We start from the raw sequence: 23961 nt of genomic DNA on the forward strand, positions 1-23961 counted from the left end.
TAGCTTCCTAGTTTGCTCTTTGATTTTCATTGAGTACAAGTCAACAAAACAGCCCCGTCTTCGGAGCTGTTTTTCTCCATGCTTTCTTTTGAGATTGAAACTCAATAAAAATCGAAATCAGACTAGAAGGCTAGGTGAAAGCATAACTTGAGTTAGGTGAGCCGAAGCCGACGACGTATTATTTTGATTTTTGAAGAGTTTTTGAAATACTACGATTTTTACCTTCCAGATACACCATCAAAATAGAAATATCTGCTGGGTTTACTCCCGAAATACGGCTGGCTTGGCCGATGGTTTCTGGATTGATAAGTTTGAACTTCTGACGAGCTTCAGTTGCGATAGAGTCAATGTCATCCCAGTCAATATTGGCTGGAATACGTTTTTCTTCCATGCGTTTCATCTTGGCTACCTGATCCATGGCTTTGGAGATGTAGCCTTCGTACTTGATTTCTGTTTCAATCAATTCGATAATCTTATCATCCAAGTCCTCAGCAGCTGGTCCGATGAAGGCCACCACATCTTGGTAAGAAACTTCTGGACGACGAAGGAATTCCTTGGCTGTTACTGCATCTGTCAACGGCTTGAAGCCCATCTCCTCAACCTTAGCATTGGTTTCCTTGACTGGCTTGAGTTTGATACTGTCGAGACGCTTCATCTCATTGTCAAATTGATTTTTCTTGATTTCAAAGCGAACCCAGCGTTCATCATCCACAAGGCCAATCTCGCGTCCCATCTCTGTCAAACGCATATCGGCATTGTCATGGCGAAGAATGAGACGGTACTCAGCACGACTGGTCAAGAGACGGTAGGGTTCAATGGTTCCCTTGGTCACCAAGTCGTCAATCATCACCCCGATATAACCGTCACTGCGCTTCAAAATCAACTCAGGCTTGCCTTGGATTTTCAGAGCCGCATTGATACCAGCGATAATCCCTTGACCAGCAGCTTCTTCGTAACCTGACGTTCCATTTGTCTGACCAGCAGTGAAGAGCCCTGAGATTTTCTTGGTTTCCAAAGTCGCACGCAATTGGTGAGGCAAGACCATGTCGTATTCAATGGCATAACCTGTTCGCATCATCTCTGCATTTTCCAAACCTTTGATAGAATGAACCAGCTCACGCTGTACATCCTCTGGCAGACTAGTTGATAGGCCTTGAACATAGACTTCCTCTGTATTGCGCCCTTCTGGCTCAAGGAAGAGTTGGTGGCGTTCCTTGTCCGCAAAGCGCACAATCTTGTCCTCAATCGACGGACAGTAACGAGGTCCCACTCCCTTGACCACACCTGTAAACATAGGCGCACGGTGGAGGTTGTTTTGGATAATCTCATGACTGGTACCGTTGGTGTAGGTCAACCAGCATGGCACTTGATCCTTGACATAGTCCTCATCACGTGAAGTATATGAGAAGTGATTTGGCGCTTCGTCCCCTGGCTGAATCTCTGTCACGTCGTAATTGATAGAAGAAGCCTTGACACGTGGAGGTGTCCCCGTCTTGAAACGACCAATTTCGAGTCCCAATTCCTTAAGATTATCAGCAAGGTTAATCGAAGCTAGGCTATGGTTAGGACCTGACGAATACTTGAGGTCTCCGATGATGATTTCTCCACGGAGGGCAGTTCCTGTCGTCACGATAACAGCCTTAGCAGCATACTCTTGATGGGTAGCTGTACGAACACCGACAACCTTGCCATCTTCCACCAAAATCTCATCAATCATGGTTTGACGAAGGGTCAAATTCTCTTGATTTTCAACTGTCTTGCGCATTTCCTTAGAGTAAAGCTCTTTGTCAGCTTGCGCACGAAGGGCACGGACAGCTGGCCCCTTCCCTGTGTTGAGCATCTTCATCTGGATGTAAGTCTTGTCAATGGTTTTGGCCATCTCGCCACCAAGGGCATCGACTTCACGCACGACAATCCCTTTGGCAGAACCACCGATAGAGGGATTACAAGGCATGAAAGCCAGCATTTCAATGTTGATGGTCGCAAGCAAGACCTTGCAACCCATACGACTAGCAGCTAGGGAAGCCTCGACCCCAGCGTGTCCCGCACCGATTACAATAATATCGTATTCTTCAGTAAAATTATATGTCATTTCTTAACCTTTCAAAAATTTCTCGCAAATAAGGAACTAACTTCTCCTCCTCTAGAGCTTGAGTCATAGTAACCCATTTAAAGTGCGTATGCTCTTCAGGATCTAATCTGATAATTGGCTTCTCCCCAACCCACTCTGCTTTATAAACTAAGCGAGTAAAGACAGTATCCTTAGAGGTATCAAGTTGACTATCTTCGTGAAGAATCTTGAGCGAACTGCTGTCTAGCCTAACTCCCGCTTCTTCAACACATTCTCTAAGAGCTCCGTCTCGCGGAAGTTCACCCTTTTCAACCCCGCCACCAGGAATATCCCAGTAAGTTGGATAAACGTTGGGTTGTCCTCTTTTAATTTCCGAACGCTGAATGAGCAAATAATCATCACCACTATGAACAAGTACATGGGCAATAAGCTTAACCATCCTTTTCTCTCCTATTCCTCAAAATGAATGTGTCTTAGTTTGCCGTCCCATTCTGGTAGGGCTGTTTTTAGAAAGGCTGGAACTAGCTGGATATTCTGGAGCTGATCCAAGTCAATCCATTCACAGGGCTGCCTTTTTTCATCTTCCTGCATGGTCAATGGGGCGTCCTCAAGCAAATCCACCAGATAATGAAACTCAATGTTGTGATAGGAAACACCGTCCTGTTCAAAACGATTTTCAACCACAAAAGCTAGTTGCCCAGCTTGAGCTTTGACACCCAGTTCTTCCCTCACTTCACGGACTACCGCGTCTTCCGTGCTTTCATTGACTTGAATTGCACCGCCAATAGTATAATACTTGCCCTTATCTTTGGTAACTAGAAGCTTGCGATTTTGGACAATCAAGGCTGTCGCCCGAACGCCAAAAACCGTATTGTCTACTTTTGTCCGAAAGTCTTGTTGAGTCATTTTTGTCCTTTCCTCTAAACGACACAAAAACAGTCAAAACTCCAAAGAAGTGCAGGACAAAAAAGCCTGCAACATCCATGAGCTTTGACCATCATTTCTATTGCTTTTATTATTGTAGCAAATTGAGAAAATTTGTCAATCTAAATGTACTGACAAACTTGTCCGTCACGGTAGGCATTATCAATCAAACCGCCACCGAGACACTCTTCGCCGTCGTAAAAGACAACTGCCTGACCTGGTGTGATCGCACGCTGTGGCTCTGCAAAGATGACCTCTGCCTTGTCTCCTTTGACATGGACGGTCACCTTAGAATCAGGCTGACGGTAGCGGAATTTAGCCGTACATTCCAACGTAAACTCTTCTGGCATTTCACGAGTAAAGTGGACTTGACTGGCTTCTAGGCTGGTTGACATGAGCGAATCATGGTAGAAACCTTGTCCGACATAGAGGATATTCTTGCTTAGGTATTTTCCGACAACGAACCAAGGGGCATTGTCACCGCCGTGTTGTCCACCGATACCGAGTCCGCCGCGCTGACCAATCGTATAGTACATAAGACCTGCATGCTCGCCCATATCGCGACCATCCACAGTCATCATGCGACCAGGCTGAGCTGGCAGGTAGTTGCTGAGGAAGTTTTTAAAGTTCTTTTCCCCGATAAAGCAAATCCCTGTCGAATCTTTCTTCTTAGCAGTCGCAAGGCCTGCTTCTTCTGCGAGTCTGCGAACTTCAGGCTTTTCCAAATGTCCCAATGGGAACATGGTTTTTTGAAGTTGTTCTTGCGAAAGTTGGCTTAAGAAATAGGTCTGATCCTTGCCATTGTCCACGCCGCGAAGCATGTGAACAGTGCCATCCTTATCACGCGCTACTCGAGCATAGTGCCCCGTCGCTACATAGTCTGCCCCCAAGGTCATGGCATAGTCCAAAAAGGCCTTGAACTTGATTTCCTTGTTGCACATAACGTCTGGATTTGGCGTGCGCCCTGCACGGTATTCCGCTAGGAAATACTCAAAAACGCGGTCCCAATACTCTTTTTCAAAATTGACAGAGTAGTAAGGAATGCCAATCTGGTCTGCCACCGCAGCCACATCCTTGTAATCTTCGGTCGCCGTACAGACGCCGTTTTCATCTGTGTCATCCCAGTTCTTCATGAAGATACCGATCACATCGTAGCCCTGCTCCTTGAGCAAAAGAGCCGTCACCGACGAATCAACACCACCACTCATCCCCACGACAACACGTATTTTAGAGTTATCACTCATGGTAAGTCTCCCATCTATTCGTTTATTCACGATTGAAGGTCGTGTGTGCTTCACGATTGAAGGTCGCTTGAGCAGTATTCATTATAACATGCTTGGTTGGAGAAGACAAGAAAGAGGCTGATAATCTACCAAGCTCTGATTTTATTGATAAAAACTTTAGTCATCATCGTCTCTATAAAAATATTTTCTATACACTCTTGATAATACCAAAATTAATGCCAATATCATACCAAGAGCTATAATGATAGAATTTATTAGATTTATTTTAGTATATCCAATCACTAGTCCAATAATTGGACTAGCAGACATGCTTAGATATAATAAAAATGAAAAAAAATGAATCTCACCAATTCCTGCAAAAAAATGTTTCATTTTAAATATCCCAATTTTACCTTTCGTCTTTATAATCCTCTAGCAAATCTATTGACTTCTCTTTTTTTTTGAAAAATCTTGACAGCAAATTTACTCCACTTAATGCCACTAAAATTTCAATGGGCAAAAAATAGTAATCCCATATCAAATGAGAAATCAGCAATGTTAGAAATAGTATACAGTCAAAAGAACTATTCTTAAAATATTCTGTACTTACATAATACAAAAATGCCACAAGCACTGAAATTAAAACAACCATCATAATACTATCATCCTGTCCTTCTCACTAACGCTACTTCCAAAATTTAATTTTTTTATGACTTAGTAACGCAATTCCAATTAACAATACACCTAAAATAAATAAAAATATCTCCCAAAATTTATTCTCAGTTTTAATAAAAGGTATAAGATACATACTAATCAATATGGAACTTGCTCCTAAAAGAGCAGAGATCACTCTGACTTTATCACTTAGTTTAAACATATTTGATTCCCCATAAAATAATCAGTGACTACGTTTACTGCAACAGTTCTCCAAAAGAAAGCAAGCTCTTGTATAGATATAATACTCCATTAAGTTACACCATCTCTTCATTACCTAACTAAAAGGCTCTTTTTTGCCTAATCATATTTTATAGACGAACAAATTTGTGAACCTAATTACTTGAATTATCTTCAAATAACTTCACTTATTAAACTTACAAGACGAACCTAGATTATCTTCTTATTGCTAATAAATATCCTTCGTGATTTTATCTTATCATACTCTCTATTCATACAGAAATTAAAATTATTTCTTAACCAACTTGTATAATAGTAAAACTCTAACTGATTGATTTTAATAAGCTTCACTCTAATTTGATTAACCTTTTCTGGCCAGTTATGATTTTTACTAATAGTAATTTCATACATCAGTAACTCGGCAAGACCTGTACACAGAAGGGTATTCTGAGAATCTTCAATTTTTTTCAAAATATCCTCAAATATCTCGCTATCCGTTAAAAAGGTGGATTGGTTAATCGCATCATACAGCAGAATACACATTAAATCAGAATAACTTAAATCTGATTTTTGTATTTTATCCTTTAACGCATTGGTCAAATCCCTGTCAAACGAATCTTCTTTTTCCCATTTGTTTTGATTAAAAAGAAATTCCGTCTTATTAAAAACGAGATAGTTGATATCCATTATAGTCCAGAAAAATATTGTAGTAAGTATGATGATAGCAAAAGAAATTTTTAAAATAAATACTAGAATAATAGCTATTTCAAGAATAAAACTCCATATAATTCTAGATTTCAAATCATCAGTTGACAAACTTTTACGATGGAATGAAAAATAGGGTGAGAATCTTACATTTACTTTATGCTTTACTATAAAAATAAAAGGAAAAATTGTAATAAGACCTTCTTTCTTGTATACATCTTTCAATGCATATAGTAGGTCTAAAACTATTTTTGAGAAAATCAAACTACAAAAGGTAAGCCCTATACTGATCATAAAATCAAGGGGAGTTTCTAGATTCAATAGCAAGTTATTCACTAGAACATGCAACTCTAACCACAAGCCTAAAAAAGGGAGCATTAGTAAGAAAACAATTAATTTACGCATCATAATTTTACAGTGTCCTTATCTTTTTTTATTTTGCATAAATCATCATTGCTATGATTAACATCAAAAAAACGACATTCATTCAAATAATCAACTTTTTAGACAAACAATTGCTTCAATATTATGTTTTAAAAAGAAGAATCCCTTGTATATTTTCAATTTATGTTACTTCTTATTTTTAAATAATTCATACTCTTTTTCTCTGATAAAGGGAAGTGAGAAATTAGAAAAAATTAGTAGAATTGAAAATAGGTATCCATCTTTTTGCATTGCTAAAACATAGCCTAAAAATAAATAGACAATCCAATCTACTGCGAAAAGAGAAAATATCCTCCTTTTCATTGCCTTACTTGTCTTAAAGATTCTATTTAATAGCACCTTTATCGTAGTATCTACACAAATTTTTATCAAAAAGATAAGAGTCAGTACATGATCATCAACTGTACCATGAAGAATAAATGGAAATATAGTTACTATAAAACTAAAAATCTCTAAATATTTTATCCAAGGAGATTGAGACATCTTACTTTTAAACTGACTGATTTTCCTATATTCACTAGCTAATCTAGTATCAAAATCTTTACCAATTATATTAAAGATTAAGAACTCCAAGATAAAAATACTTATTAATACGATATAAGTAGAAACCTTTCCTGGGAAAAATTTATTAATTAAAATTGGAAAACTCATTAACAGAATCGAGTTTATAGCCAAACAAATGGATACTATTTTATTATTCACAGAGTATATAGGTAGTGATACTATTGAATAGAGGAATGCTAAAAAAATAAGCAAGAAATACTCAGTACTGCTAATTAACGGCGCCCTTAATGATAAAAATAGATAGGCACCCCACACGATGATATGCGCTTTACGAATTGACTCTACACTACTCATCCTTTTCCTCTTATCTTTGGTTCCATTTTTAAACTATGTCAACCTTTTTCACAACTTTATTTCGACTTTCTTTTTTACTTTTTACACTGCTATGATACAATATTTTTAACAAGATTTTATTATTTGTTAACTTTTTTCACGAAAGGGAGAAAATCATGCGTTATGATTTCGGAAAGGTCTATAAAGAAATACGTGAATCAAAAGGTTTGACTCAAGAAGATGTCTGTGGAAATGTCCTCTCAAGAACCAGCTTATCAAAAATCGAAAGTGGCAAGACAACCCCAAAATATGAAAATATGGAATTTCTTCTCCGTCAAATCAATATGAGTTTTGAAGAGTTTGAATATATCTGTCAACTTTATCAACCAAGTCAACGCACAGAGATTATGCAAACCTATCTCAATATGCGTTCCATTATCGGGAGCAGCGATCTTGTCAATTTATTTCAAAAATGCCAAGACTACCTCAAGACCCACCAAGATCTCCCTATAGAAGAAATCAGAGACATGCTTGAAGTTGTCATTTATATCCGTCAACACGGGATAGGGGAACTATCGGATCACGCAGAACAGGTTGTCAAAAAACTTTGGAGAAAAATTGAAAAACAAGATACATGGTATGAAAGTGACCTAAAAATCCTCAATACCATCCTTTTCAGCTTGCCCATTGAACACCTCCATCTCATCACTGGAAAAATATTGCAACGCCTAGAAGTTTATAAAAACTATCAACATTTATATGACTTGCGAATGACAATTCTATTAAACCTTTCCACTATTTACTTATACAATCAAGACAAAAACATGTGTAAGCAAATCTGCTACACTTTACTAGAAGATGCCAAGAAAAAGAAAAAATATGATAGCTTGGCTGTCGCCTATGTTCGTATCGGAATTTGTAGGGATGATGCGAAACTTATCCAAAAAGGGTTCTCCCTTCTAGAGCTGACCGAGGAAACTTCTATGCTGTCTCATCTCAAAAAAGAAGTGGAGACCTATTATCAAGCGAAGGAAATATAAAAAAGTCGAGGAATTTCCTCGACTTTTCAAATTATTCTGTTCGTTATTTCTTAATACCAGCCGTTGTTAAGCCAGAAGTTTTTAGCGGCTGACCATGAACCGTAACGTCCTGCAACGTAGGCATCTGCTACACGTTCTTGGTTTTCAGCTGAGTAGTCTCCGTTCAAGTATGAATCTGTCAATTGGTAACGTCCGATATAACGTCCGTTTGTAGCTGTGTAGCTACCGCCTGATTCTTTTTGTGCAATCCATTCTTTAGCTTCTGCTTCAGATCCGCTTACAGTTGCAGCAACTGTTTCTTCTGCTACTGGCGCGCTTGCTACTGGAGTTTCTTCCTCTACCTCTGTAGTTTCTGCTGCTGGAGCTGAAACAGTTTCATCTTGAGCAGCTGGTGCTGCATAAGTAGTTGGCGCTGGTGTTGCAGGCGCTACAGGACCATCGATAACCAACTCTTGACCAACATAAATCATATGGATGTTGTCAATGTGGTTGTTTTCTGCCAATTTCTCAACAGTTGTGTTATGAGTTTCAGCGATTTCTGAAAGTGTATCACCTTCTTTAACAGTGTAAGTTGATGATTCTTGAGCAGATACAAATGATGGAGCAAATACTGCAAACAAGGCAGCTACTCCTGCAAGAGTTGTTTTAATCTTTTTAGTTGTTGATTTCATATCTAAAAGTTCTCCTTCTTTCTATAGTTCTATCATACCCTTTAAATATTACTGTTTCTTGACACTTTTATGTAGAAATATTACAAAATTATTTTTTATTTCCCTAAATAAGGTATTTTTTGTCATAAAAGATACTATTTTTATGCCATTTGTAGTGTAAAAAGGTTTTCATCCACAATTAAAGCCAATACCTTCATTCTTTGATATAATAGAGATAAGAATTTTTATAAGGGGAAACTGATGAAATCACTTCGTTTTCAATCTGTCTTTGATATCATCGGACCAGTCATGATTGGCCCATCTAGTAGCCATACCGCTGGCGCTGTTCGTATTGGGAAGATTGTCTCTTCCATTTTTGATGATACTCCGACAGAAGTCGAATTCCAACTATTTAACTCATTTGCCAAGACCTATCGTGGTCACGGGACAGACCTAGCCCTTGTTGCTGGTATTTTGGGCATGGATACAGATGATCCTGAAATTCCAAACAGTTTGGAGATTGCCCACAAGCGTGGCATCAAGATTGTCTGGACCATTCAAAAAGACAGCAATGCTCCGCATCCTAACACCACTAAAATTACCGTCAAAAATGCCCACAAGACCATCAGCGTAACTGGTATTTCTATCGGTGGAGGAAATATTCAGGTCACCGAACTCAATGGTTTTGCCGTCTCTCTCAATATGAATACACCGACTATAATCATCGTTCATCAAGATATTCCAGGTATGATTGCCCTCGTAACGGAGGCTCTTTCACGCTATGGTATCAATATCGCCCAGATGAATGTCACTCGTGAAAAAGCTGGTGAAAAAGCCATTATGATTATCGAAGTCGACAGTCGCAACTGTGATGAGGCCATCGAAGAAATTCGTAAAATCCCTCATCTCCACAATGTCAATTTCTTTAAATAGGAGGAAGCATGTTTTATTCTATCAAAGAATTGGTCGAGCAGGCAGAACTGGACTTTCAAGGAAATGTCGCAGAACTCATGATTACAACAGAGTTTGAATTGACAGGTCGTGAACGTGAAGAAGTCCTCCTTCTCATGGAACGCAATCTGGAAGTCATGAAAGCCTCTGTCCAACTTGGCCTCAATGAAAATAAATCTCGTAGTGGCCTGATAGGTGGAGATGCTGCCAAATTGGATCACTACATCAAAAACGGAAAAACTCTATCAGATTACACGATACTCTCAGCTGCCCGAAATGCCATCGCAGTCAATGAACACAATGCCAAAATGGGCTTGGTCTGTGCTACTCCAACAGCTGGAAGTGCTGGCTGTCTGCCCTCAGTTCTAACAGCTGCTATTGAAAAATTAGACCTCAGCCACGAGCAACAGCTGGATTTCCTCTTTGCTGCAGGTGCCTTTGGACTAGTCATCGCAAACAATGCCTCTATCTCAGGCGCTGAGGGTGGCTGTCAGGCCGAGGTCGGCTCTGCCTCTGCTATGAGTGCCGCCGCCTTGACTCTTGCTGCGGGCGGAACACCTTATCAGGCCAGCCAGGCCATTGCCTTTGTCATTAAAAATATGCTAGGCCTCATCTGTGATCCTGTTGCTGGTTTGGTCGAAGTTCCCTGTGTCAAGCGCAATGCCATGGGAGCCAGCTTTGCCTTTATCGCAGCAGACATGGCCCTGGCAGGTATCGAATCTAAAATCCCTGTGGATGAAGTGATCGATGCCATGTACCAAGTAGGAGCAAGCATGCCAACTGCCTTTCGTGAAACAGCTGAAGGTGGACTCGCTGCCACCCCTACTGGCCGTCGCCTCCAAAAAGAAATTTTCGGAGAATAAGCTTATCAAATAGGAGAAACTATGACCTCTATCTCAGCTATCTTTTTCGATCTGGATGGAACCCTCGTTGATAGTTCTATCGGGATTCACAATGCCTTTACCCATACCTTTAAAGAGCTCGGGGTGCCTAGCCCTGATGCCAAAACGATTCGTGGTTTTATGGGACCGCCCCTTGAAAGTAGTTTTGCGACCTGCCTGCCCAAAGAACAAATCGCTGAGGCTGTGCAGATATACCGTTCCTACTATAAGGAAAAAGGCATCCATGAAGCTCAACTCTTTCCTCAGATTGTAGAATTACTTCAAGAACTATCCAAGAATTACCCTCTCTACATCACCACTACAAAGAATACTCCAACCGCTCAAGACATGACTAAAAACTTGGGAATCCATCATTTCTTTGATGGCATTTATGGTTCCAGCCCTGAAACTCCACATAAAGCAGATGTCATTCGCCAAGCCTTGCAGACACATCAACTAGCCCCTCAACAAGCCATCATCATTGGAGATACCAAGTTTGATATGCTGGGAGCTCAAGAAACCGGCATTCAGAAATTGGCTGTCACTTGGGGATTTGGAGAGCAAGCAGATCTACTAAACTATCAACCTGATTATATCGCCCACAAACCCTTAGAAGTTTTAGGGTATTTTCAATAACATAACGGAGACTAGCAAAAACTCCATTTCAGAAGAAAATAAAGTAATACTCAATGAAAATCAAAGAGCAAACTAGGAAACTAGCCGCAAGTTGCTCAAAGCACTGCTTTGAGGTTGTAGATAGAACTGACGAAGTCAATAACCATACCTACGGCAAAGCGACGTTGACATAGTTTGAAGAGATTTTCGAAGAGTATAAGTCTCTACATAACAAAATGCATACTACCAAGTTTTTTGTACTGACCCCAAAAAGTTGGACAAATAATTATTGAAAGGATTTAGTTCTGTATTGGACAGGACTAAGTCCTTTTAGTTTTACCTTAATTCGTTTGTTGTTGTAGTAATCGATATAGTCTATAATAGCTTGTTCCAATTGATTAAGTGATTTATTTGAAAGCTTCTCTAAGCTATATCCTTGTTTTCTAAGTTTATAGATTTGAACTTTATTATCATAAGTTAATTTCATAATAAAAACACCCCAAAAGTTAGATTTTTTCTGTCTAACTTTTGGGGTGCAGTTCAGTTTCAAGTCCTGATAATATGCGTTTTCTTTTTTATTCAACGTGAGTTGTTTGATTGGCAAAGGCGATAATAGCTTGCTTCAACTCATCTCCACTAAGAGTTCGGAACTCTTCAATCTTTTGATCGATGACTTCTAGAGGCATGACATTAACCTTACCAACGAAAATTTTATCCATAACCTGATTGTCAACGAGTTCGGTTGATACCAAGAGTTCTTCGTAAAGTTTTTCACCTGGACGGATTCCAACTTCAACGATTGGAATTTCGCTTTCAGTGTGTCCACTTAGAAGGACCATTTTCTTGGCCAAATCATAAATCTTGACTGGTTTACCCATATCAAGAATAAAGACTTCTCCATCTTTAGCATAAGCGCCAGCATGGATAACCAAACGGCTAGCTTCTGGAATAGTCATAAAGTAACGGGTCATGCGGAGGTCTGTCACCGTTACAGGACCACCTTCAGCAATCTGACGTTCAAAGACTGGAATCACACTACCACGGCTACCAAGAACATTCCCAAACCGAACTGCACAGTAGGTAGATTGGCTACGTTGGTTAAAACCAGTGACAATCAACTCAGCCACGCGCTTGGTTGCTCCCATAACATTGGGTGGATTGACCGCCTTATCCGTTGAAATCATAACCATCTTAGGTACTTTGGCTTCATCAACAGCCTTAGCAACATTGTAGGTTCCACGGATATTGTTTTTGAAGGCTTCTTTTGGATTGCGCTCCATCATAGGAACGTGCTTGTGGGCAGCTGCATGGTAAACAATAGCAGGCTTATACTGCTCGAAGACCTGCAACAGACGGTCATAGTCTTGAATATCTGCAATAACTGGTACATAATCAATCCCTTGGAACTTGCGAATCAATTCATGATACACAAGGTAGATTGAGTTTTCCCCGTGACCGAGCAAGACAATGCGCTCAGGATTGAAGCGACTAACTTGGCGACAGATTTCAGAACCGATTGAGCCACCAGCACCTGTAACCAAGATTGTTTTCCCTGTAAGTTCTGCGCCCAGACGCGATTCGTCAAGACGGATTTCCTGACGACCCAAAAGGTCTGTGATATCAATCTTCTGGAATCCTCCACCTGCTTGGTGAAGTCCCTGGACAACTGTTTCAACCTTAGGCATCTTGTAACATTTGACACCCAGTTTATTACACATCTGCAAGATACGTTCATATTCTGACGGATCTAGCGACGGAATCGCAACGATAACACGCTCGATTTGATGGCGTTTGGCTAATTCAGGCAGATTGTCATAAGAGCCCAAAACAGGGATACCACCAAGTTTTTGACCCTTTTTCTTAGCATCCTTATCCAAAATACCGACGAGTTCCAAATCACTGGTTGGATGTTGGTAGCTGTTCATAAAGAGAGCTCCACCATCGCCAGCACCTATCAAGAAGGTTCGACGGTGTTCCCCATCACCACTGCCTTGTTTGCGTTTAGAGTAGATTAACTGCCAAGTAATCCGTGGCAATAAAATCAAGAAGGTACTCAACAAGATAAAGAGCACGATAAAACGGATGGAGAAGAGGGGTAAGAAGGCATAGCAGATACTATATGACAAGACACTGCTAGCAGTCACACCAAAAAAGATTTTCATGAAATCCGTAATCTTGCTGTAACGACTAATACTAGCGTTCAACCCCCAAAATGCAATCATCAATTGATAGAACAGGAAGGCCAAACTCGTATAGATAATGTAGTCAACAGGTGCTGGATTAATCAAGCCGTAGAATAAGATATAAGATACAATGATGGAAACCACCATACTGAAAATATCAAATATTCCCCAGAAGACCTGTTTTTGTTGTTTATTTAAAATTTCCACCAGATCAATCACATAATCTGTGAGTTTTTTATTCATAGAAGTTTACTCCTCCTTAAAAGAGCCGAATATTTATATTGTTATTATAACACTTTTTCTCTAGTTTACGATTTGCTACAATCTTTTACTTGCTTTTTCGTAACAGTTTCATAAAAATAAACTGTCGGATAAATCCTGGACAAAGGGCAACAACCATCTGAATCGCAACACTCTTGGCATATTCCAGATAAGAAATTTGTCCTCGCTTCAGCATGCGCTGACGAGCCTGACGATAGAGTTTGAGGTAACGCAGTCCCCCACGACGCTCAAACATCCCTGCTCCGACACGAACCTGACACAAGATTTGATCCAGGTTGCCAGTCTTGGCTCCTGCAGCAATCATATTGAGCCATAGGAGGTCATCTTCCATATAAAGCCCATCCTCATAGTTGCCCGCCTTGAGAACCATGTCCTTCTTAAACATAACAGTCATGTGGTTAAAGGCACTTCTCATCCTTTGATAAGCCACAATATCTACATGTTGAGTCGGAACACGACGGTAAGAAACAATCTCATCAGGATTGTCAATAAACTCTGCAATATGGCCACCTAATAGGTCGAGGTTGTCCTTCTCCATTAGCTGAACCTGTTTCTCAAAACGGTCTGGAACAGCTATATCATCCGTATCCATACGAGCGATGATATCATACTGACACTGTAAAACACCGTATCGAAGAGCCAGACCCAAACCTTGATTCTGCTCAAGAGGACAGCGTTTCACTGGAATTTCAGACTGGGCTTCCACTTGGTCTAACACCTGATAGAGCTCAGGTGTCAAAGGCCCATCCTCAACCAGAACTAACTCGCTCGGTTTCAGGGTCTGATTTTGAACACTCTCAATAGCATCCTTTAAAAATGTCGGATTTTCCTTAATATAGACCGACATCAATACGCTGATTTTTTGCTTTTCAGACACAGTTTTTCTCCAATGTATAGATTTCCTTCCACTATTTTATCATAATTTTCATGACTTTCCCATTTTTATCTTGAAAGCCAGAAACCTTACTTGACATTATAGTGAAAAAGCCTTAAAATAAGCTGTTATTAAAATCAGTTAGAAGAGGTATTATATGAAAAAGCAATCACTTTTTTTTGTTCCAGGTATTATCCTGATTGGTGTTTCCTTGCGGACTCCTTTTACTGTTTTACCCATTATTTTGGGAGATATTTCGCAAGGTCTGGGAGTAGAAGTTAGTTCGCTAGGTGTCTTGACCAGCCTTCCTCTCCTCATGTTTACCCTCTTCTCGCTATTTTCTACCCGACTGGCTCAGAAAATCGGCTTGGAGCATCTCTTTACCTATAGCCTCTTCTTCTTGACCATTGGTTCTCTGATTCGACTAATCAATCTACCCCTGCTCTATCTAGGAACCTTGATGGTTGGGGCCAGTATCGCAGTCATTAATGTTCTGCTTCCTAGTCTTATCCAAGCTAATCAACCAAAGAAAATTGGTTTTCTGACCACCTTATATGTAACATCTATGGGGATTGCGACGGCTCTGGCTTCCTATCTGGCTGTGCCCATTACACAAGCTAGTTCTTGGAAAGGCCTTATCATCCTCCTCACCCTACTCTGTCTAGCAACTTTTTTGGTCTGGTTGCCAAATCACCGCTATAATCACAGACTGGCTCCACAAACCAAACAAAAAAGTCAAACAAAGGTCATGCGTAATAAACAGGTCTGGGCAGTTATTGTCTTTGCCGGTTTTCAATCCTTGCTCTTTTACACCGCTATGACCTGGTTACCTACCATGGCTATCCACGCAGGCCTATCCAGTCACGAAGCTGGCTTGCTGACTTCTATCTTCTCGCTGATTAGCATTCCTTTTTCAATGACCATCCCAAGCCTAACAACCAGCTTATCTACTCGCAACCGTCAGCTCATGCTCACTCTGGTTTCACTAGCTGGCGTGGTCGGCATTTCCATGCTCTTTTTCCCAGTCGGTAATTTCTTTTACTGGCTTGCCATCCATCTCCTCATCGGAACTGCAACCAGTGCCCTCTTCCCTTATCTCATGGTCAACTTTTCACTCAAGACAAGCGCCCCTGAAAAGACAGCCCAATTATCTGGCCTATCTCAAACAGGGGGTTATATCCTAGCAGCCTTTGGACCGACTCTCTTTGGTTACAGTTTTGACCTGTTCCATTCTTGGGTGCCAGCTGTAGCTGCCCTCTTGCTCGTCGATATCCTGATGACTGTGGCCCTCTTTACAGTGGACAGAGCCGATAAAATCCTCTAAACTTCTAGTTTTTCCTAGAAGTTTTTTATATATAAAAATTTTACACATTTCTCTTGACAGGGCTTTCTTTTAGATGTACAATGTATGTGTAGAAAAATTATATATAAAAATCTTACACATTAGAAAAGGAGGTTCCCCATGTACTTTCCAACATCCTCTGCCTTGATTGAATTTCTCATCTTGGCCGTACTGGAGCAGGATGATTCTTATGGTTATGAGATTAGCCAAACCATTAAGCTGATCGCTAATATCAAAGAATCTACACTCTATCCTATCCTAAAAAAATTGGAAGGCAATAGCTTTCTGACAACCTATTCTAGAGAGTTCCAAGGTCGCATGCGCAAATACTACTCCTTGACAAATGGTGGTATAGAACAGCTCTTGACCCTAAAAGATGAATGGGCACTTTATACAGACACCATAAATGGCATCATAGAAGGGAGTATCCGCCATGACAAGAACTGAATACCTGACTCAGCTAGAACTCTATCTCAAAAAACTGCCTCAGGCTGACCAAATTGAAGCCATGGACTATTTCAGGGAACTCTTTGACGATGCTGGAGTCGAAGGAGAAGAAGAACTTATCGCTAGCTTGGGAACTCCCAAAGAAGCGGCCCACGAAGTTCTCTCCAATCTTCTCGATAAAAAAATCAATGAGGCACCCGCTCAAAAAAATAACCGACAAATTTTGCATATCGCCTTGTTAGCTCTCCTTGCAGCACCCATCGGTATTCCTCTGGGAATCGCCATCCTCGTGGCCCTGTTCGGAATCCTTGTGGCAGCTTTGACTGTCATTCTGGCTTTCTTTGCGATTTCCATACTTGGTATCATTGGCGGATTCCTATTTTTAGTTGAAAGTTTTACTATCTTAGCCCAAGCCAAATCAGCCTTTATCTTGATTTTTGGTTCTGGTTTACTGGCTATCGGTGCTTCTTCACTAGTCTTACTAGGTATTTCCTATGTAGCCCGCTTCTTCGGCCTACTCATTGTTCGCCTGGTGCAATTTGTTCTTAAAAAAGGAAAGAGAGGTGATCATCATGCATAAATTGACAAGAGGATTTCTCATTTTTGGTGTGGTGACTACCGTTGTCGGATTTATCCTGCTCTTTGTAGGTATCCAATCTGACGGGATCAAGAGCCTACTTGCCATGTCCAAGGAGCCTGTCTATGATAGTCGGATGGAAGAGTTGACCTTTGGCAAGGAAGTCGAAAATTTAGAGATCACTCTCCACCAGCACGCTCTGACCATCACAGACTCTTTCGATGATCAAATCCACATTTCTTATCATCCATCTATTTCTGCTCACCATGATCTTATCACAAATCAAAACGATAAAACGCTGAGCCTCACTGATAAGAAACTGTCTGAAACTCCATTTCTCTCTTCTGGAATTGGCGGGATTCTCCATATCGCAAGTAGCTACTCTCGTCGTTTTGATGAAGTTATTCTCCAATTGCCAAAAGGGAGAGCTCTCAAAGGGATCAACGTGTCAGCCAATCGTGGACAAACCAGTATCACTAATGCTAGCCTTGAAAATGCGACCCTCAATACAAACAGCTATATCCTCCGAATTAAAGGAAGTCGTATCAAAAACAGTAAACTCACAACCCCTAATATAGTTAATATCTTTGATACAGACCTTACAGATAGTCAGCTAGAGTCAACAGAACATCACTTCCGCGCTGAAAATATTAAAGTATATGGTAAAGTAGAACTATCTTCTAAAAATGCGCTCAGTATCATGCTAACTCAAAAAGAAAGCCAAGAAATTAACTTAGACCTCTCGAGTCACCATGGTCCTATTTATCAGTTATCGAGAGATGAGAGTCAACGCCACCCCAACGAATTCAGCAACCCTTACAAAACTGAAAAAACTGATGCAAAAGGTCAACTCATCGCTAAGGCTGATGATTATATTAGTCTTGAAACTACAGCTAACAGACCTTAATAAACCTATTTATATCGACCACTATGACACATAACCCACTAAAAAGGAGGTTCTACCATGAAACAAGAATGGTTTGAAAGTAATGATTTTGTAAAAACAACAAGCAAGAACAAGCCTGATGAACAAGTCCAAGATGTTGCAGACAAGGCTGAAGAAACGATAGCCGATCTCGATACGCCAATTGAAAAAAATACTCAGTTAGAGAAGGAAGTTTCTCAAGCTGAAGTCGAATTGGAAAGCCAGCAAGAAGAGAAAATTGAAACGCCTGAAGACGGTGAAGCGAGAACAGAAATAGAAGAAAAGAAGGCATCCCATTCTACTGAAGAAGAGTCAGATCTTCCTAGTGAAACCGAAAAAGTCACTATAGCTGAAGAAAGCCAAGAGGCACTTCCTCAGCAAAAAACAACCACGAAAGAGCCACTTCTTATCAGTCAATCCTTAGAAAGTCCTTATATCCCCGACCAAGCTCCAAAATCTACGGATAGATGGAAAGAGCAAGCGCTTGATTTTTGGTCTTGGCTAGCGGAAGCAATCAAATCTCCTACAAGCAAGCTTGAAACAAGTAGTACACACAGTTATACAGCCTTTCTCTTACTCATTCTGTTTTCTGCATCTTCCTTTTTCTTTAGTATCTACCACCTCAAACATGCTTACTATGGACATATAGCAACTATGCATAATCACTTCCCTGAACAATTTGCTTCATTAAATCTCTTTTCGATTATCTCTATCCTAGTAGCAACAACACTCTTCTTCTTTTCATTTCTCTTGGGTAGTTTCGTTGTGAGACGATTTATCCACCAGGAAAAAGACTGGACGCTAGAGAAGGTTCTCCAACAATATAGTCAACTCTTGGCAATTCCAATCTTCCTCACTGCTATTGCTAGTTTCTTTGCCTTCTTTGACAGCCTACGATTTACAGCCCTCTTGTGTGTGATTAGCATTGGAATCATTCTACTTGCTAGCCTCCATATTATTACAAGACCAAGTCAAGCAAGTGAAACTGACTCCTTCTATCAATTATTCTTATCTGTCCTTGTGAACGGAGTCATTATCCTCCTCTTCTTTGTAGCTGAAGTGGCACTGATTGGAGATTATCTCCGTATCTTGGCCTTTCTTTAAACTTCAATCCTGTCTTCCATGGCAGGATTTTTTATATGCTAAAAAGCAAGTCGATTGACCTGCTTCTGTTTTACTCTTCTTGTGCTAATGCTTTAAAATCTTTGTCTAAGATGGGTTGCACTTCTAATTGATTAGCATCTAGTTGGTGGTAATATGCTGATGGTAGTGACTCTAGGAATTTTGCATAGTCCAAGCGAGCGACAGCTTCATAGTCTTCTGGTTTAGAGCCATCTCCTGTGATTTGAACCAAGTCAATCTCCCACTGGACTTCCTTATCCACCAATTGCTCAATATAGGCTACAGGAACAAATGGCTCTCTCGGTAAAACGGTCTTGACGCCTTGAGCCAGATGGTAAACACCGTGAACTTGTCCTTCTCCATCCTGATAGAAGGAAACTCTTGCAAAGTAAGCATCTGTCTCTTGAACCGCACGCACACGCGCTTCAAATTGAGCCAAGCCATCTTCCTCTAAAAAGCTCTTCAAGTCCTCATGACTAAAGAAAACAGGATTAAAAATTCCTTGGCAAATCGTAAAACGAGCTGCAGTGTCTGCTAGATGAGCTTGAATACCTGCTTGGAAATAAGCTTCAAAGTCAAAATCATCGAGTCCCTCAATCTCAGTTCCTGTATAAGCAAGTAGAGCATCTAAAAATGACTTGATGATCTCCCAGTCTGTCTTCGTTAGTAGGTCAGGAAGATCGACACGGTAAGCCTTTTGACCATCAGCATAACTAACCTTAAAGAGAAATTGTGATTGCCCCACTATCGCACATTCGATATACTCGAGACGGTTAATAGGCTGACGGAGATAGACTGCATCATAGCTATGTGACTCCAAACCATCTACCAAGCCCAAGATCGACTTGGCAGTCAAAATCTCCTGTTCTCCTAGAATGCTCTGTTTATTTGGAATAAAAAATGTTCTTGTCATAACTAGACTCCTTTTGAAATCGTTTACATATAGTATACCCTATTTTTCTGAAAGATACAGAAACAAACTTTAGATTTTTGAGTAAAAAGCATAGAAAAACAGCCCCTGAGGACTGTTTAATCTTATACAGTAGCTGCTTGATCCAAGCTTTCACCGATAGTGGCTAAGCGCTCGACCACTTCTGCTTGTGTCAATTCATTTTCTGAAACATAGCGGTTACGTGGGTGAACACGGCACTCGTGTGAGCACCCACGAAGGTACTTGTCTTCATTTTCTTCTGATGTCAAGATACGACGGTTACAGAATGGATTTCCACAGTTTACATAACGTTCACATGGTGTTCCATCAAACCAGTCTTTCCCTACAATGGTTGGATTGACATGGTTAACATCAACTGCGATACGCTCGTCAAAGACGTACATTTTCCCATCCCAAAGCTCACCTTGAACTTCTGGGTCTTTACCGTAAGTTGCGATTCCTCCATGCAATTGACCGACATCTTTGTAGCCTTCACGGACCATCCAGCCTGAGAATTTCTCACAGCGAACGCCACCTGTACAGTAAACCACGACACGCTTGTCCATGAATTTTTCCTTGTTGTCACGGACCCATTGTGGCAACTCACGGAAGTTGCGGATATCTGGACGGATAGCTCCACGGAAGTGTCCTAGGTCGTACTCATAGTCGTTACGTGTGTCAAGGACAACTGTATCTTCGTCAAGAAGGGCTTCTTTGAACTCTTTTGGAGACAAGTAAGCACCTGTTGTTTCAAGTGGGTTTATGTCGTTGTCAAAGTCGTTGTCTTCCAAACCAAGGTGGACAATTTCTTTCTTGTAGCGAACAAACATCTTCTTGAAGGCTTGTTCATTTTCTTCGTCAATCTTAAACCATAGGTCTTCCATTCCTGGAAGGCTGTGAACATAGTCCATGTATTTTTGAGTTGTTTCGTAATCACCTGAAACTGTTCCGTTAATTCCTTCGTCAGCGACTAGTATACGGCCTTTAAGGCCGATTGATTTACAGAAAGCCAAGTGGTCTGCAGCAAATTGCTCTGCATTTTCAATTGGAGTATAAAGGTAGTAAAGTAAGACACGAATATCTTTTGCCATAAGATTTGTTCTCTTTTCTATTCTTAAATTTTCTAAATTTTTTATTTATCCATACTAGTATACCTGCTTAAGAAAACGAATGCAATTTATTTGACTGGAAATTGTAGAAAGGAATTTATCCCTGCATTTCATTAGTAACCATAGCGAATCGCCGATAATTCTCTTAATTTCTTTATCTGCTCGGCTTGACTTTCTGACAAATTCAGCTTATGGTCAATCAACACACGTGAGATATCAACGTTCATTTGGCTTAGAATAAATGGAACAGAGGTCCCATCGTCCTTTAATCGTCTTTTATAAATCACTAACTGATTTTCCAAAGGAACAAGTTGAGGCGTATCCTTTATATCTTCCAATAGATGATTTATGATCGTCAGGGCTTCACTACGTCTTTCGCTTCCTCCCGCAAACCATTTTAATGGTGTCATACTCATTTACCTCCTGAAACTCGCTTATAAATTGAAAAAACTATCATTCCTAACTCGTCTGTCAGTATTTTATCCAAACACCCTATGTAAAAAAGTCAGCAGAAATGGCAAGGTCGCCACAATATTATTGATCACATGCACCGCATAGGAAGGATAAATGCTCTTGGTATAACGGATCAAACCAGCAAAGATGATTCCAACTGTTGCAAATACAAATATATCTAACAGACTAGGCAGGCTTGAAAAATGAGGAAGAGCAAATAAAATTGACGGAAGAAGCAAATCAAGGTCAAATCGCGAATGTTTAAAGAAGGCGTGTTGAAGTAATCCTCTATAGATTAACTCTTCCATCAGTGGCACTAGAAAGAACAGAGTTATATAGATACCGAACTCGGCAAAGTTGGTCCCACTATAACCGATCAATACGGCCCAACCTTCAGCAGTTGACTGAACATGTTTAGCTGTCTGAACGTTAAAAGAGATCTGGAGCACTACCACTAATACTGTCAAAATCAAATACCAAAGCCATTTTTTTCTTGGAATGCGAAAGAGATAGCCGTGGCCTGTCTTAAACAGAATCCAAATCATGACTCCGCTAAATAGCAAACTCAAGATATTTCGAATCCAGAAAAAATTTCCTACCTGAGAAGAAAATTGCCAATAGTTTTGAATGATAAGGGTCAGCTGAGAAAGTCCAAATACAAAAAACAGGTAAGACAAGACAGCACTTATTTTGAAGAGAAGCTGATACTTTTTCATGTGATCCCTCCTTTGTAAACTCGGAACATCTCTAATATAAGCCATATTTTCCTAAATCCTTACTCTAAATCCTAAATAGTGCTTGAGATTTCCTGAATGGTTTAAGAGGAAAAATCCGAAACATGGATATACATGTCCTGATTTCAAAAAATCACTACCTCCCCTAGAGAACTAAGGAAGGCAGTGATCACATTTTTAGGAATTAGGAATGAATACACGAAATCAATTGATCTTATGATTTTTTGTTTTTCAAGAATTCATCGTATTGTTTTTGCATTTCATTCAATACTTTATCGTAAGCACCTTCAGATTTCAATTTTTCCATCAATTCTGGAATAGCTTTGTCTGGGTCTACAGTACCAGTGTTGATAGCTGTATCGAATTGTTGCATTGTGTTAGAGATAGCTGAGATTTCAGATTTCACATTGTCAGTGTTAAAGATGAATCCAAGCGCTGGAGATTCTTTAGCTTCAGCCAATTGTTTCTTAGAATCTTCGATTTGTTGATCTGTAACGTTTTCGTTGATGTAAAGGATCCAGTTGTTACCAGTGTTCCATCCACCCATGTGAGTGTTTCCTTTGTAGCCATCAAGGACGCGTACACGATTTTCTTTACCTGCAATTTTTTCCCAGTTCTTGCCTTCTGGACCATAAACAAGACCGTTCAAGAGTTCTGGGTTAGTATTCAAGAGGTTCAACACTTCCATTGATTTTTCTTTGTTCTTAGAGTTGTTTGAGATAACAAAGTTAGCAACTTGTGTTGTTTGGTTTTTCTTGATGAAGTTAGTAATTGGTTTGATTTGGATATCTTTGTTCGCAACACGTGAAAGCAAGCTGTTACCGTAGTCAGCTGGTCCTACTGTTTCTTCACGAACGAACCAAGTATCTTGTTGAAGTTCAAATGAAGTATCGCTTGTTGCTACATCTTTTGGAATGTATCCAGCTTCATAGAATTTGTGAAGAGTCTTCAAGTGTTCTTTAAAGCGAGGCACTTCGTAACGGTTTACGATCTTAGTAGTGTCGCCTTCAAGGTCGATAACGAATGGAAGTCCATTTGGAACTGGGTAGTCAAAGTTATCAGATGGGATGAAGTTCTTAGTAACCGCAAATGGCACTACATCTGGAGCTTTTTCTTTGATTTGTTTCAAGACTGGTTCAAGTGTTTCATATGAAGTGACACCTGAAATATCGATACCGTATTTAGCAAGAAGAGTTCCGTTGAAGGCGAAGTTTTGAGATGATGCAACGTTGGCTGCAACTGGAACTGCGTAAATTTTACCGTTAATGCTGTTACCTTTGATGTAAGCTGGGTCAAGTGCTTTGTAAAGGTCTTTACCTTCTTTTTTGTACAATTCTGTCAAGTCAGCATAGGCACCTTTTTGAGCATTTACAACATAGTTAGATGCAAAGGCGATATCGTAGTTTTCACCAGATGATGTGATAACTGACATTTTCTTATCATAGTCACCCCATCCAAGATATTGGATATCCAATTTAGCACCAACTTTTTCTCCGATGATTTTGTTAGCATTTTCTAGCAATTCATCCAAGTTATCTGGTTTGTCACCGATTTGGTACATTTTGATAACAGGTTTTTCACCTGAAGCTGAGTCAGCAGCTTTCTTGTTGTTACCTGAAAGGTTTCCACAAGCAGCGAGACCAGCAGCCAAAGCGACTACGCTAGCAGATGCAAAAGCATATTTTTTCCAGTTTTTCATGACAAAAACTCCTTTTTTTATTTTTAAACTTATAAACAATGTAATGAT

Annotated in this window: 26 protein-coding genes and 2 pseudogenes; 9 read left to right on the top strand and 19 right to left on the bottom strand. The window is 40.1% G+C overall.

Annotated elements, in window-relative coordinates; genetic code table 11:
- Positions 1 to 178 precede the first annotated feature (178 nt).
- The 9 genes from mnmG to HT717_RS08735 form a co-directional block, all read right to left on the bottom strand.
- A complete protein-coding gene (gene mnmG / locus HT717_RS08705; RefSeq protein WP_049540746.1) occupies positions 179 to 2092 on the bottom strand; it encodes a tRNA uridine-5-carboxymethylaminomethyl(34) synthesis enzyme MnmG in 1914 nt (637 codons plus the stop codon).
- Positions 2082 to 2510: an NUDIX hydrolase gene (locus tag HT717_RS08710; RefSeq protein WP_049540744.1), complete on the bottom strand. Its 429-nt coding sequence runs from the start codon at positions 2508 to 2510 to the stop codon at positions 2082 to 2084. Before HT717_RS08710 ends, mnmG begins: the two co-directional genes overlap by 11 nt.
- Before the next feature lie 11 nt (positions 2511 to 2521).
- Positions 2522 to 2977 (bottom strand): NUDIX hydrolase, encoded by a 456-nt coding sequence (locus HT717_RS08715; RefSeq protein WP_049540743.1) that lies wholly within the window; start codon positions 2975 to 2977, stop codon positions 2522 to 2524.
- A 140-nt stretch (positions 2978 to 3117) separates the two neighbouring features.
- Entirely contained in the window at positions 3118 to 4239 is a 1122-nt protein-coding gene (gene mnmA, locus HT717_RS08720; protein WP_049540741.1) for a tRNA 2-thiouridine(34) synthase MnmA, read from the bottom strand.
- Between the two features lie 156 nt (positions 4240 to 4395).
- On the bottom strand, positions 4396 to 4611 hold the full coding sequence (locus HT717_RS09990) for a hypothetical protein (protein WP_152905716.1): 216 nt from the start codon (positions 4609 to 4611) through the stop codon (positions 4396 to 4398).
- A gap of 16 nt (positions 4612 to 4627) precedes the next feature.
- Positions 4628 to 4873: a hypothetical protein gene (locus tag HT717_RS08725; protein ID WP_049540739.1), complete on the bottom strand. Its 246-nt coding sequence runs from the start codon at positions 4871 to 4873 to the stop codon at positions 4628 to 4630.
- Between the two features lie 30 nt (positions 4874 to 4903).
- Entirely contained in the window at positions 4904 to 5095 is a 192-nt protein-coding gene (locus HT717_RS10110) for a hypothetical protein (protein WP_049540737.1), read from the bottom strand.
- Positions 5096 to 5322: 227 nt separating this feature from the next.
- On the bottom strand, positions 5323 to 6225 hold the full coding sequence (locus HT717_RS08730; RefSeq protein WP_049540735.1) for a hypothetical protein: 903 nt from the start codon (positions 6223 to 6225) through the stop codon (positions 5323 to 5325).
- Positions 6226 to 6387: 162 nt separating this feature from the next.
- Entirely contained in the window at positions 6388 to 7119 is a 732-nt protein-coding gene (locus tag HT717_RS08735) for a hypothetical protein (RefSeq protein WP_049540734.1), read from the bottom strand.
- 155 nt (positions 7120 to 7274) lie between these two features.
- Here HT717_RS08735 and HT717_RS08740 point away from each other — a divergent pair, with 155 nt between their 5' ends.
- Positions 7275 to 8138 carry a helix-turn-helix transcriptional regulator gene (locus HT717_RS08740; RefSeq protein ID WP_049540732.1) on the top strand — a complete coding sequence of 288 codons (864 nt, stop codon included), beginning with the start codon at positions 7275 to 7277 and terminating at the stop codon, positions 8136 to 8138.
- A gap of 50 nt (positions 8139 to 8188) precedes the next feature.
- On the opposite strand, the gene HT717_RS08745 is transcribed toward HT717_RS08740, so the two are convergent.
- On the bottom strand, positions 8189 to 8809 hold the full coding sequence (locus HT717_RS08745; protein ID WP_000843468.1) for a LysM domain-containing protein: 621 nt from the start codon (positions 8807 to 8809) through the stop codon (positions 8189 to 8191).
- A 240-nt stretch (positions 8810 to 9049) separates the two neighbouring features.
- Between HT717_RS08745 and sdaAB the strand changes: the two genes are divergently transcribed.
- From sdaAB to HT717_RS08760, 3 genes are read left to right on the top strand one after another with little or no spacing between them, the layout of a single operon-like run.
- A complete protein-coding gene (gene sdaAB, locus HT717_RS08750) occupies positions 9050 to 9721 on the top strand; it encodes an L-serine ammonia-lyase, iron-sulfur-dependent subunit beta (RefSeq protein WP_000838912.1) in 672 nt (223 codons plus the stop codon).
- A gap of 8 nt (positions 9722 to 9729) precedes the next feature.
- Entirely contained in the window at positions 9730 to 10602 is an 873-nt protein-coding gene (sdaAA, locus tag HT717_RS08755; protein WP_173305056.1) for an L-serine ammonia-lyase, iron-sulfur-dependent, subunit alpha, read from the top strand.
- 21 nt (positions 10603 to 10623) lie between these two features.
- Positions 10624 to 11256, top strand: a complete 633-nt coding sequence (locus HT717_RS08760) for an HAD family hydrolase (RefSeq protein WP_049540730.1) — start codon at positions 10624 to 10626, stop codon at positions 11254 to 11256.
- A 265-nt stretch (positions 11257 to 11521) separates the two neighbouring features.
- Here HT717_RS08760 and HT717_RS08765 read toward each other — a convergent pair.
- The 4 genes and pseudogenes from HT717_RS08765 to HT717_RS10115 form a co-directional block, all read right to left on the bottom strand.
- A pseudogene (locus HT717_RS08765) lies at positions 11522 to 11659 on the bottom strand (IS3 family transposase); the annotation flags it as partial.
- A gap of 151 nt (positions 11660 to 11810) precedes the next feature.
- Entirely contained in the window at positions 11811 to 13661 is a 1851-nt protein-coding gene (locus tag HT717_RS08770) for a nucleoside-diphosphate sugar epimerase/dehydratase (protein ID WP_049539863.1), read from the bottom strand.
- 85 nt (positions 13662 to 13746) lie between these two features.
- Complete coding sequence (locus HT717_RS08775) at positions 13747 to 14547, bottom strand: glycosyltransferase (protein ID WP_188110961.1); 801 nt, start codon at positions 14545 to 14547, stop codon at positions 13747 to 13749.
- Positions 14527 to 14674, bottom strand: a pseudogene (locus tag HT717_RS10115) (glycosyltransferase family 2 protein); the annotation flags it as partial. The gene HT717_RS08775 and the pseudogene HT717_RS10115, both read right to left, overlap by 21 nt.
- A gap of 57 nt (positions 14675 to 14731) precedes the next feature.
- On the opposite strand from HT717_RS10115, the gene HT717_RS08780 reads away from it, so the two are divergent.
- The 5 genes from HT717_RS08780 to HT717_RS08800 all read left to right on the top strand — a co-directional run bounded on the left by HT717_RS08780 (position 14732) and on the right by HT717_RS08800 (position 18969).
- A complete protein-coding gene (locus HT717_RS08780) occupies positions 14732 to 15898 on the top strand; it encodes an MFS transporter (protein WP_049539866.1) in 1167 nt (388 codons plus the stop codon).
- A 138-nt stretch (positions 15899 to 16036) separates the two neighbouring features.
- Complete coding sequence (locus HT717_RS08785) at positions 16037 to 16363, top strand: PadR family transcriptional regulator (protein WP_049539868.1); 327 nt, start codon at positions 16037 to 16039, stop codon at positions 16361 to 16363.
- Positions 16350 to 16943 (top strand): DUF1700 domain-containing protein, encoded by a 594-nt coding sequence (locus HT717_RS08790; protein ID WP_049539870.1) that lies wholly within the window; start codon positions 16350 to 16352, stop codon positions 16941 to 16943. The genes HT717_RS08785 and HT717_RS08790 overlap by 14 nt, the downstream gene beginning before the upstream one ends.
- Positions 16936 to 17847 carry a DUF4097 family beta strand repeat-containing protein gene (locus HT717_RS08795; RefSeq protein WP_049539871.1) on the top strand — a complete coding sequence of 304 codons (912 nt, stop codon included), beginning with the start codon at positions 16936 to 16938 and terminating at the stop codon, positions 17845 to 17847. The genes HT717_RS08790 and HT717_RS08795 overlap by 8 nt, the downstream gene beginning before the upstream one ends.
- A gap of 57 nt (positions 17848 to 17904) precedes the next feature.
- Positions 17905 to 18969 carry a DUF6574 domain-containing protein gene (locus HT717_RS08800; protein ID WP_049539873.1) on the top strand — a complete coding sequence of 355 codons (1065 nt, stop codon included), beginning with the start codon at positions 17905 to 17907 and terminating at the stop codon, positions 18967 to 18969.
- Between the two features lie 70 nt (positions 18970 to 19039).
- On the opposite strand, the gene HT717_RS08805 is transcribed toward HT717_RS08800, so the two are convergent.
- The 5 genes from HT717_RS08805 to HT717_RS08825 all read right to left on the bottom strand — a co-directional run bounded on the left by HT717_RS08805 (position 19040) and on the right by HT717_RS08825 (position 23913).
- Positions 19040 to 19900, bottom strand: a complete 861-nt coding sequence (locus HT717_RS08805) for a DUF4299 family protein (protein ID WP_049539874.1) — start codon at positions 19898 to 19900, stop codon at positions 19040 to 19042.
- Positions 19901 to 20022: 122 nt separating this feature from the next.
- Positions 20023 to 21009 carry a rhodanese-related sulfurtransferase gene (locus HT717_RS08810; protein WP_049539876.1) on the bottom strand — a complete coding sequence of 329 codons (987 nt, stop codon included), beginning with the start codon at positions 21007 to 21009 and terminating at the stop codon, positions 20023 to 20025.
- A 131-nt stretch (positions 21010 to 21140) separates the two neighbouring features.
- Positions 21141 to 21437, bottom strand: coding sequence for a bacteriocin immunity protein (locus tag HT717_RS08815; protein ID WP_020899965.1), 297 nt, complete (start codon positions 21435 to 21437; stop codon positions 21141 to 21143).
- A 69-nt stretch (positions 21438 to 21506) separates the two neighbouring features.
- Positions 21507 to 22196 carry a CPBP family intramembrane glutamic endopeptidase gene (locus HT717_RS08820; protein WP_173305058.1) on the bottom strand — a complete coding sequence of 230 codons (690 nt, stop codon included), beginning with the start codon at positions 22194 to 22196 and terminating at the stop codon, positions 21507 to 21509.
- Positions 22197 to 22428: 232 nt separating this feature from the next.
- Entirely contained in the window at positions 22429 to 23913 is a 1485-nt protein-coding gene (locus HT717_RS08825; RefSeq protein ID WP_173305060.1) for an ABC transporter substrate-binding protein, read from the bottom strand.
- Positions 23914 to 23961 lie beyond the last annotated feature (48 nt).

Origin of the sequence: Streptococcus sp. 959, assembly GCF_013277075.1 — a bacterium.
GTDB lineage: Bacteria > Bacillota > Bacilli > Lactobacillales > Streptococcaceae > Streptococcus > Streptococcus pseudopneumoniae_C.

What these genes read in the sequence shown, in the direction of transcription:
- HT717_RS08725 (WP_049540739.1), bottom strand. Translation starts at nt 4,873, where the DNA reads ATGATGGTTGTTTTAATTTCAGTGCTTGTGGCATTTTTGTATTATGTA.
- HT717_RS10110 (WP_049540737.1), bottom strand. Translation starts at nt 5,095, where the DNA reads ATGTTTAAACTAAGTGATAAAGTCAGAGTGATCTCTGCTCTTTTAGGA.
- HT717_RS08730 (WP_049540735.1), bottom strand. Translation starts at nt 6,225, where the DNA reads ATGATGCGTAAATTAATTGTTTTCTTACTAATGCTCCCTTTTTTAGGC.
- mnmG (WP_049540746.1), bottom strand. Translation starts at nt 2,092, where the DNA reads ATGACATATAATTTTACTGAAGAATACGATATTATTGTAATCGGTGCG.
- HT717_RS08740 (WP_049540732.1), top strand. Translation starts at nt 7,275, where the DNA reads ATGCGTTATGATTTCGGAAAGGTCTATAAAGAAATACGTGAATCAAAA.
- HT717_RS08820 (WP_173305058.1), bottom strand. Translation starts at nt 22,196, where the DNA reads ATGAAAAAGTATCAGCTTCTCTTCAAAATAAGTGCTGTCTTGTCTTAC.
- HT717_RS08805 (WP_049539874.1), bottom strand. Translation starts at nt 19,900, where the DNA reads ATGACAAGAACATTTTTTATTCCAAATAAACAGAGCATTCTAGGAGAA.
- HT717_RS08790 (WP_049539870.1), top strand. Translation starts at nt 16,350, where the DNA reads ATGACAAGAACTGAATACCTGACTCAGCTAGAACTCTATCTCAAAAAA.
- sdaAA (WP_173305056.1), top strand. Translation starts at nt 9,730, where the DNA reads ATGTTTTATTCTATCAAAGAATTGGTCGAGCAGGCAGAACTGGACTTT.
- HT717_RS09990 (WP_152905716.1), bottom strand. Translation starts at nt 4,611, where the DNA reads ATGAAACATTTTTTTGCAGGAATTGGTGAGATTCATTTTTTTTCATTT.
- HT717_RS08770 (WP_049539863.1), bottom strand. Translation starts at nt 13,661, where the DNA reads ATGAATAAAAAACTCACAGATTATGTGATTGATCTGGTGGAAATTTTA.
- HT717_RS08815 (WP_020899965.1), bottom strand. Translation starts at nt 21,437, where the DNA reads ATGACACCATTAAAATGGTTTGCGGGAGGAAGCGAAAGACGTAGTGAA.
- HT717_RS08795 (WP_049539871.1), top strand. Translation starts at nt 16,936, where the DNA reads ATGCATAAATTGACAAGAGGATTTCTCATTTTTGGTGTGGTGACTACC.
- HT717_RS08780 (WP_049539866.1), top strand. Translation starts at nt 14,732, where the DNA reads ATGAAAAAGCAATCACTTTTTTTTGTTCCAGGTATTATCCTGATTGGT.
- HT717_RS08825 (WP_173305060.1), bottom strand. Translation starts at nt 23,913, where the DNA reads ATGAAAAACTGGAAAAAATATGCTTTTGCATCTGCTAGCGTAGTCGCT.
- HT717_RS08745 (WP_000843468.1), bottom strand. Translation starts at nt 8,809, where the DNA reads ATGAAATCAACAACTAAAAAGATTAAAACAACTCTTGCAGGAGTAGCT.
- HT717_RS08775 (WP_188110961.1), bottom strand. Translation starts at nt 14,547, where the DNA reads ATGTCGGTCTATATTAAGGAAAATCCGACATTTTTAAAGGATGCTATT.
- HT717_RS08785 (WP_049539868.1), top strand. Translation starts at nt 16,037, where the DNA reads ATGTACTTTCCAACATCCTCTGCCTTGATTGAATTTCTCATCTTGGCC.
- HT717_RS08735 (WP_049540734.1), bottom strand. Translation starts at nt 7,119, where the DNA reads ATGAGTAGTGTAGAGTCAATTCGTAAAGCGCATATCATCGTGTGGGGT.
- HT717_RS08810 (WP_049539876.1), bottom strand. Translation starts at nt 21,009, where the DNA reads ATGGCAAAAGATATTCGTGTCTTACTTTACTACCTTTATACTCCAATT.
- HT717_RS08800 (WP_049539873.1), top strand. Translation starts at nt 17,905, where the DNA reads ATGAAACAAGAATGGTTTGAAAGTAATGATTTTGTAAAAACAACAAGC.
- HT717_RS08760 (WP_049540730.1), top strand. Translation starts at nt 10,624, where the DNA reads ATGACCTCTATCTCAGCTATCTTTTTCGATCTGGATGGAACCCTCGTT.
- HT717_RS08710 (WP_049540744.1), bottom strand. Translation starts at nt 2,510, where the DNA reads ATGGTTAAGCTTATTGCCCATGTACTTGTTCATAGTGGTGATGATTAT.
- sdaAB (WP_000838912.1), top strand. Translation starts at nt 9,050, where the DNA reads ATGAAATCACTTCGTTTTCAATCTGTCTTTGATATCATCGGACCAGTC.
- mnmA (WP_049540741.1), bottom strand. Translation starts at nt 4,239, where the DNA reads ATGAGTGATAACTCTAAAATACGTGTTGTCGTGGGGATGAGTGGTGGT.
- HT717_RS08715 (WP_049540743.1), bottom strand. Translation starts at nt 2,977, where the DNA reads ATGACTCAACAAGACTTTCGGACAAAAGTAGACAATACGGTTTTTGGC.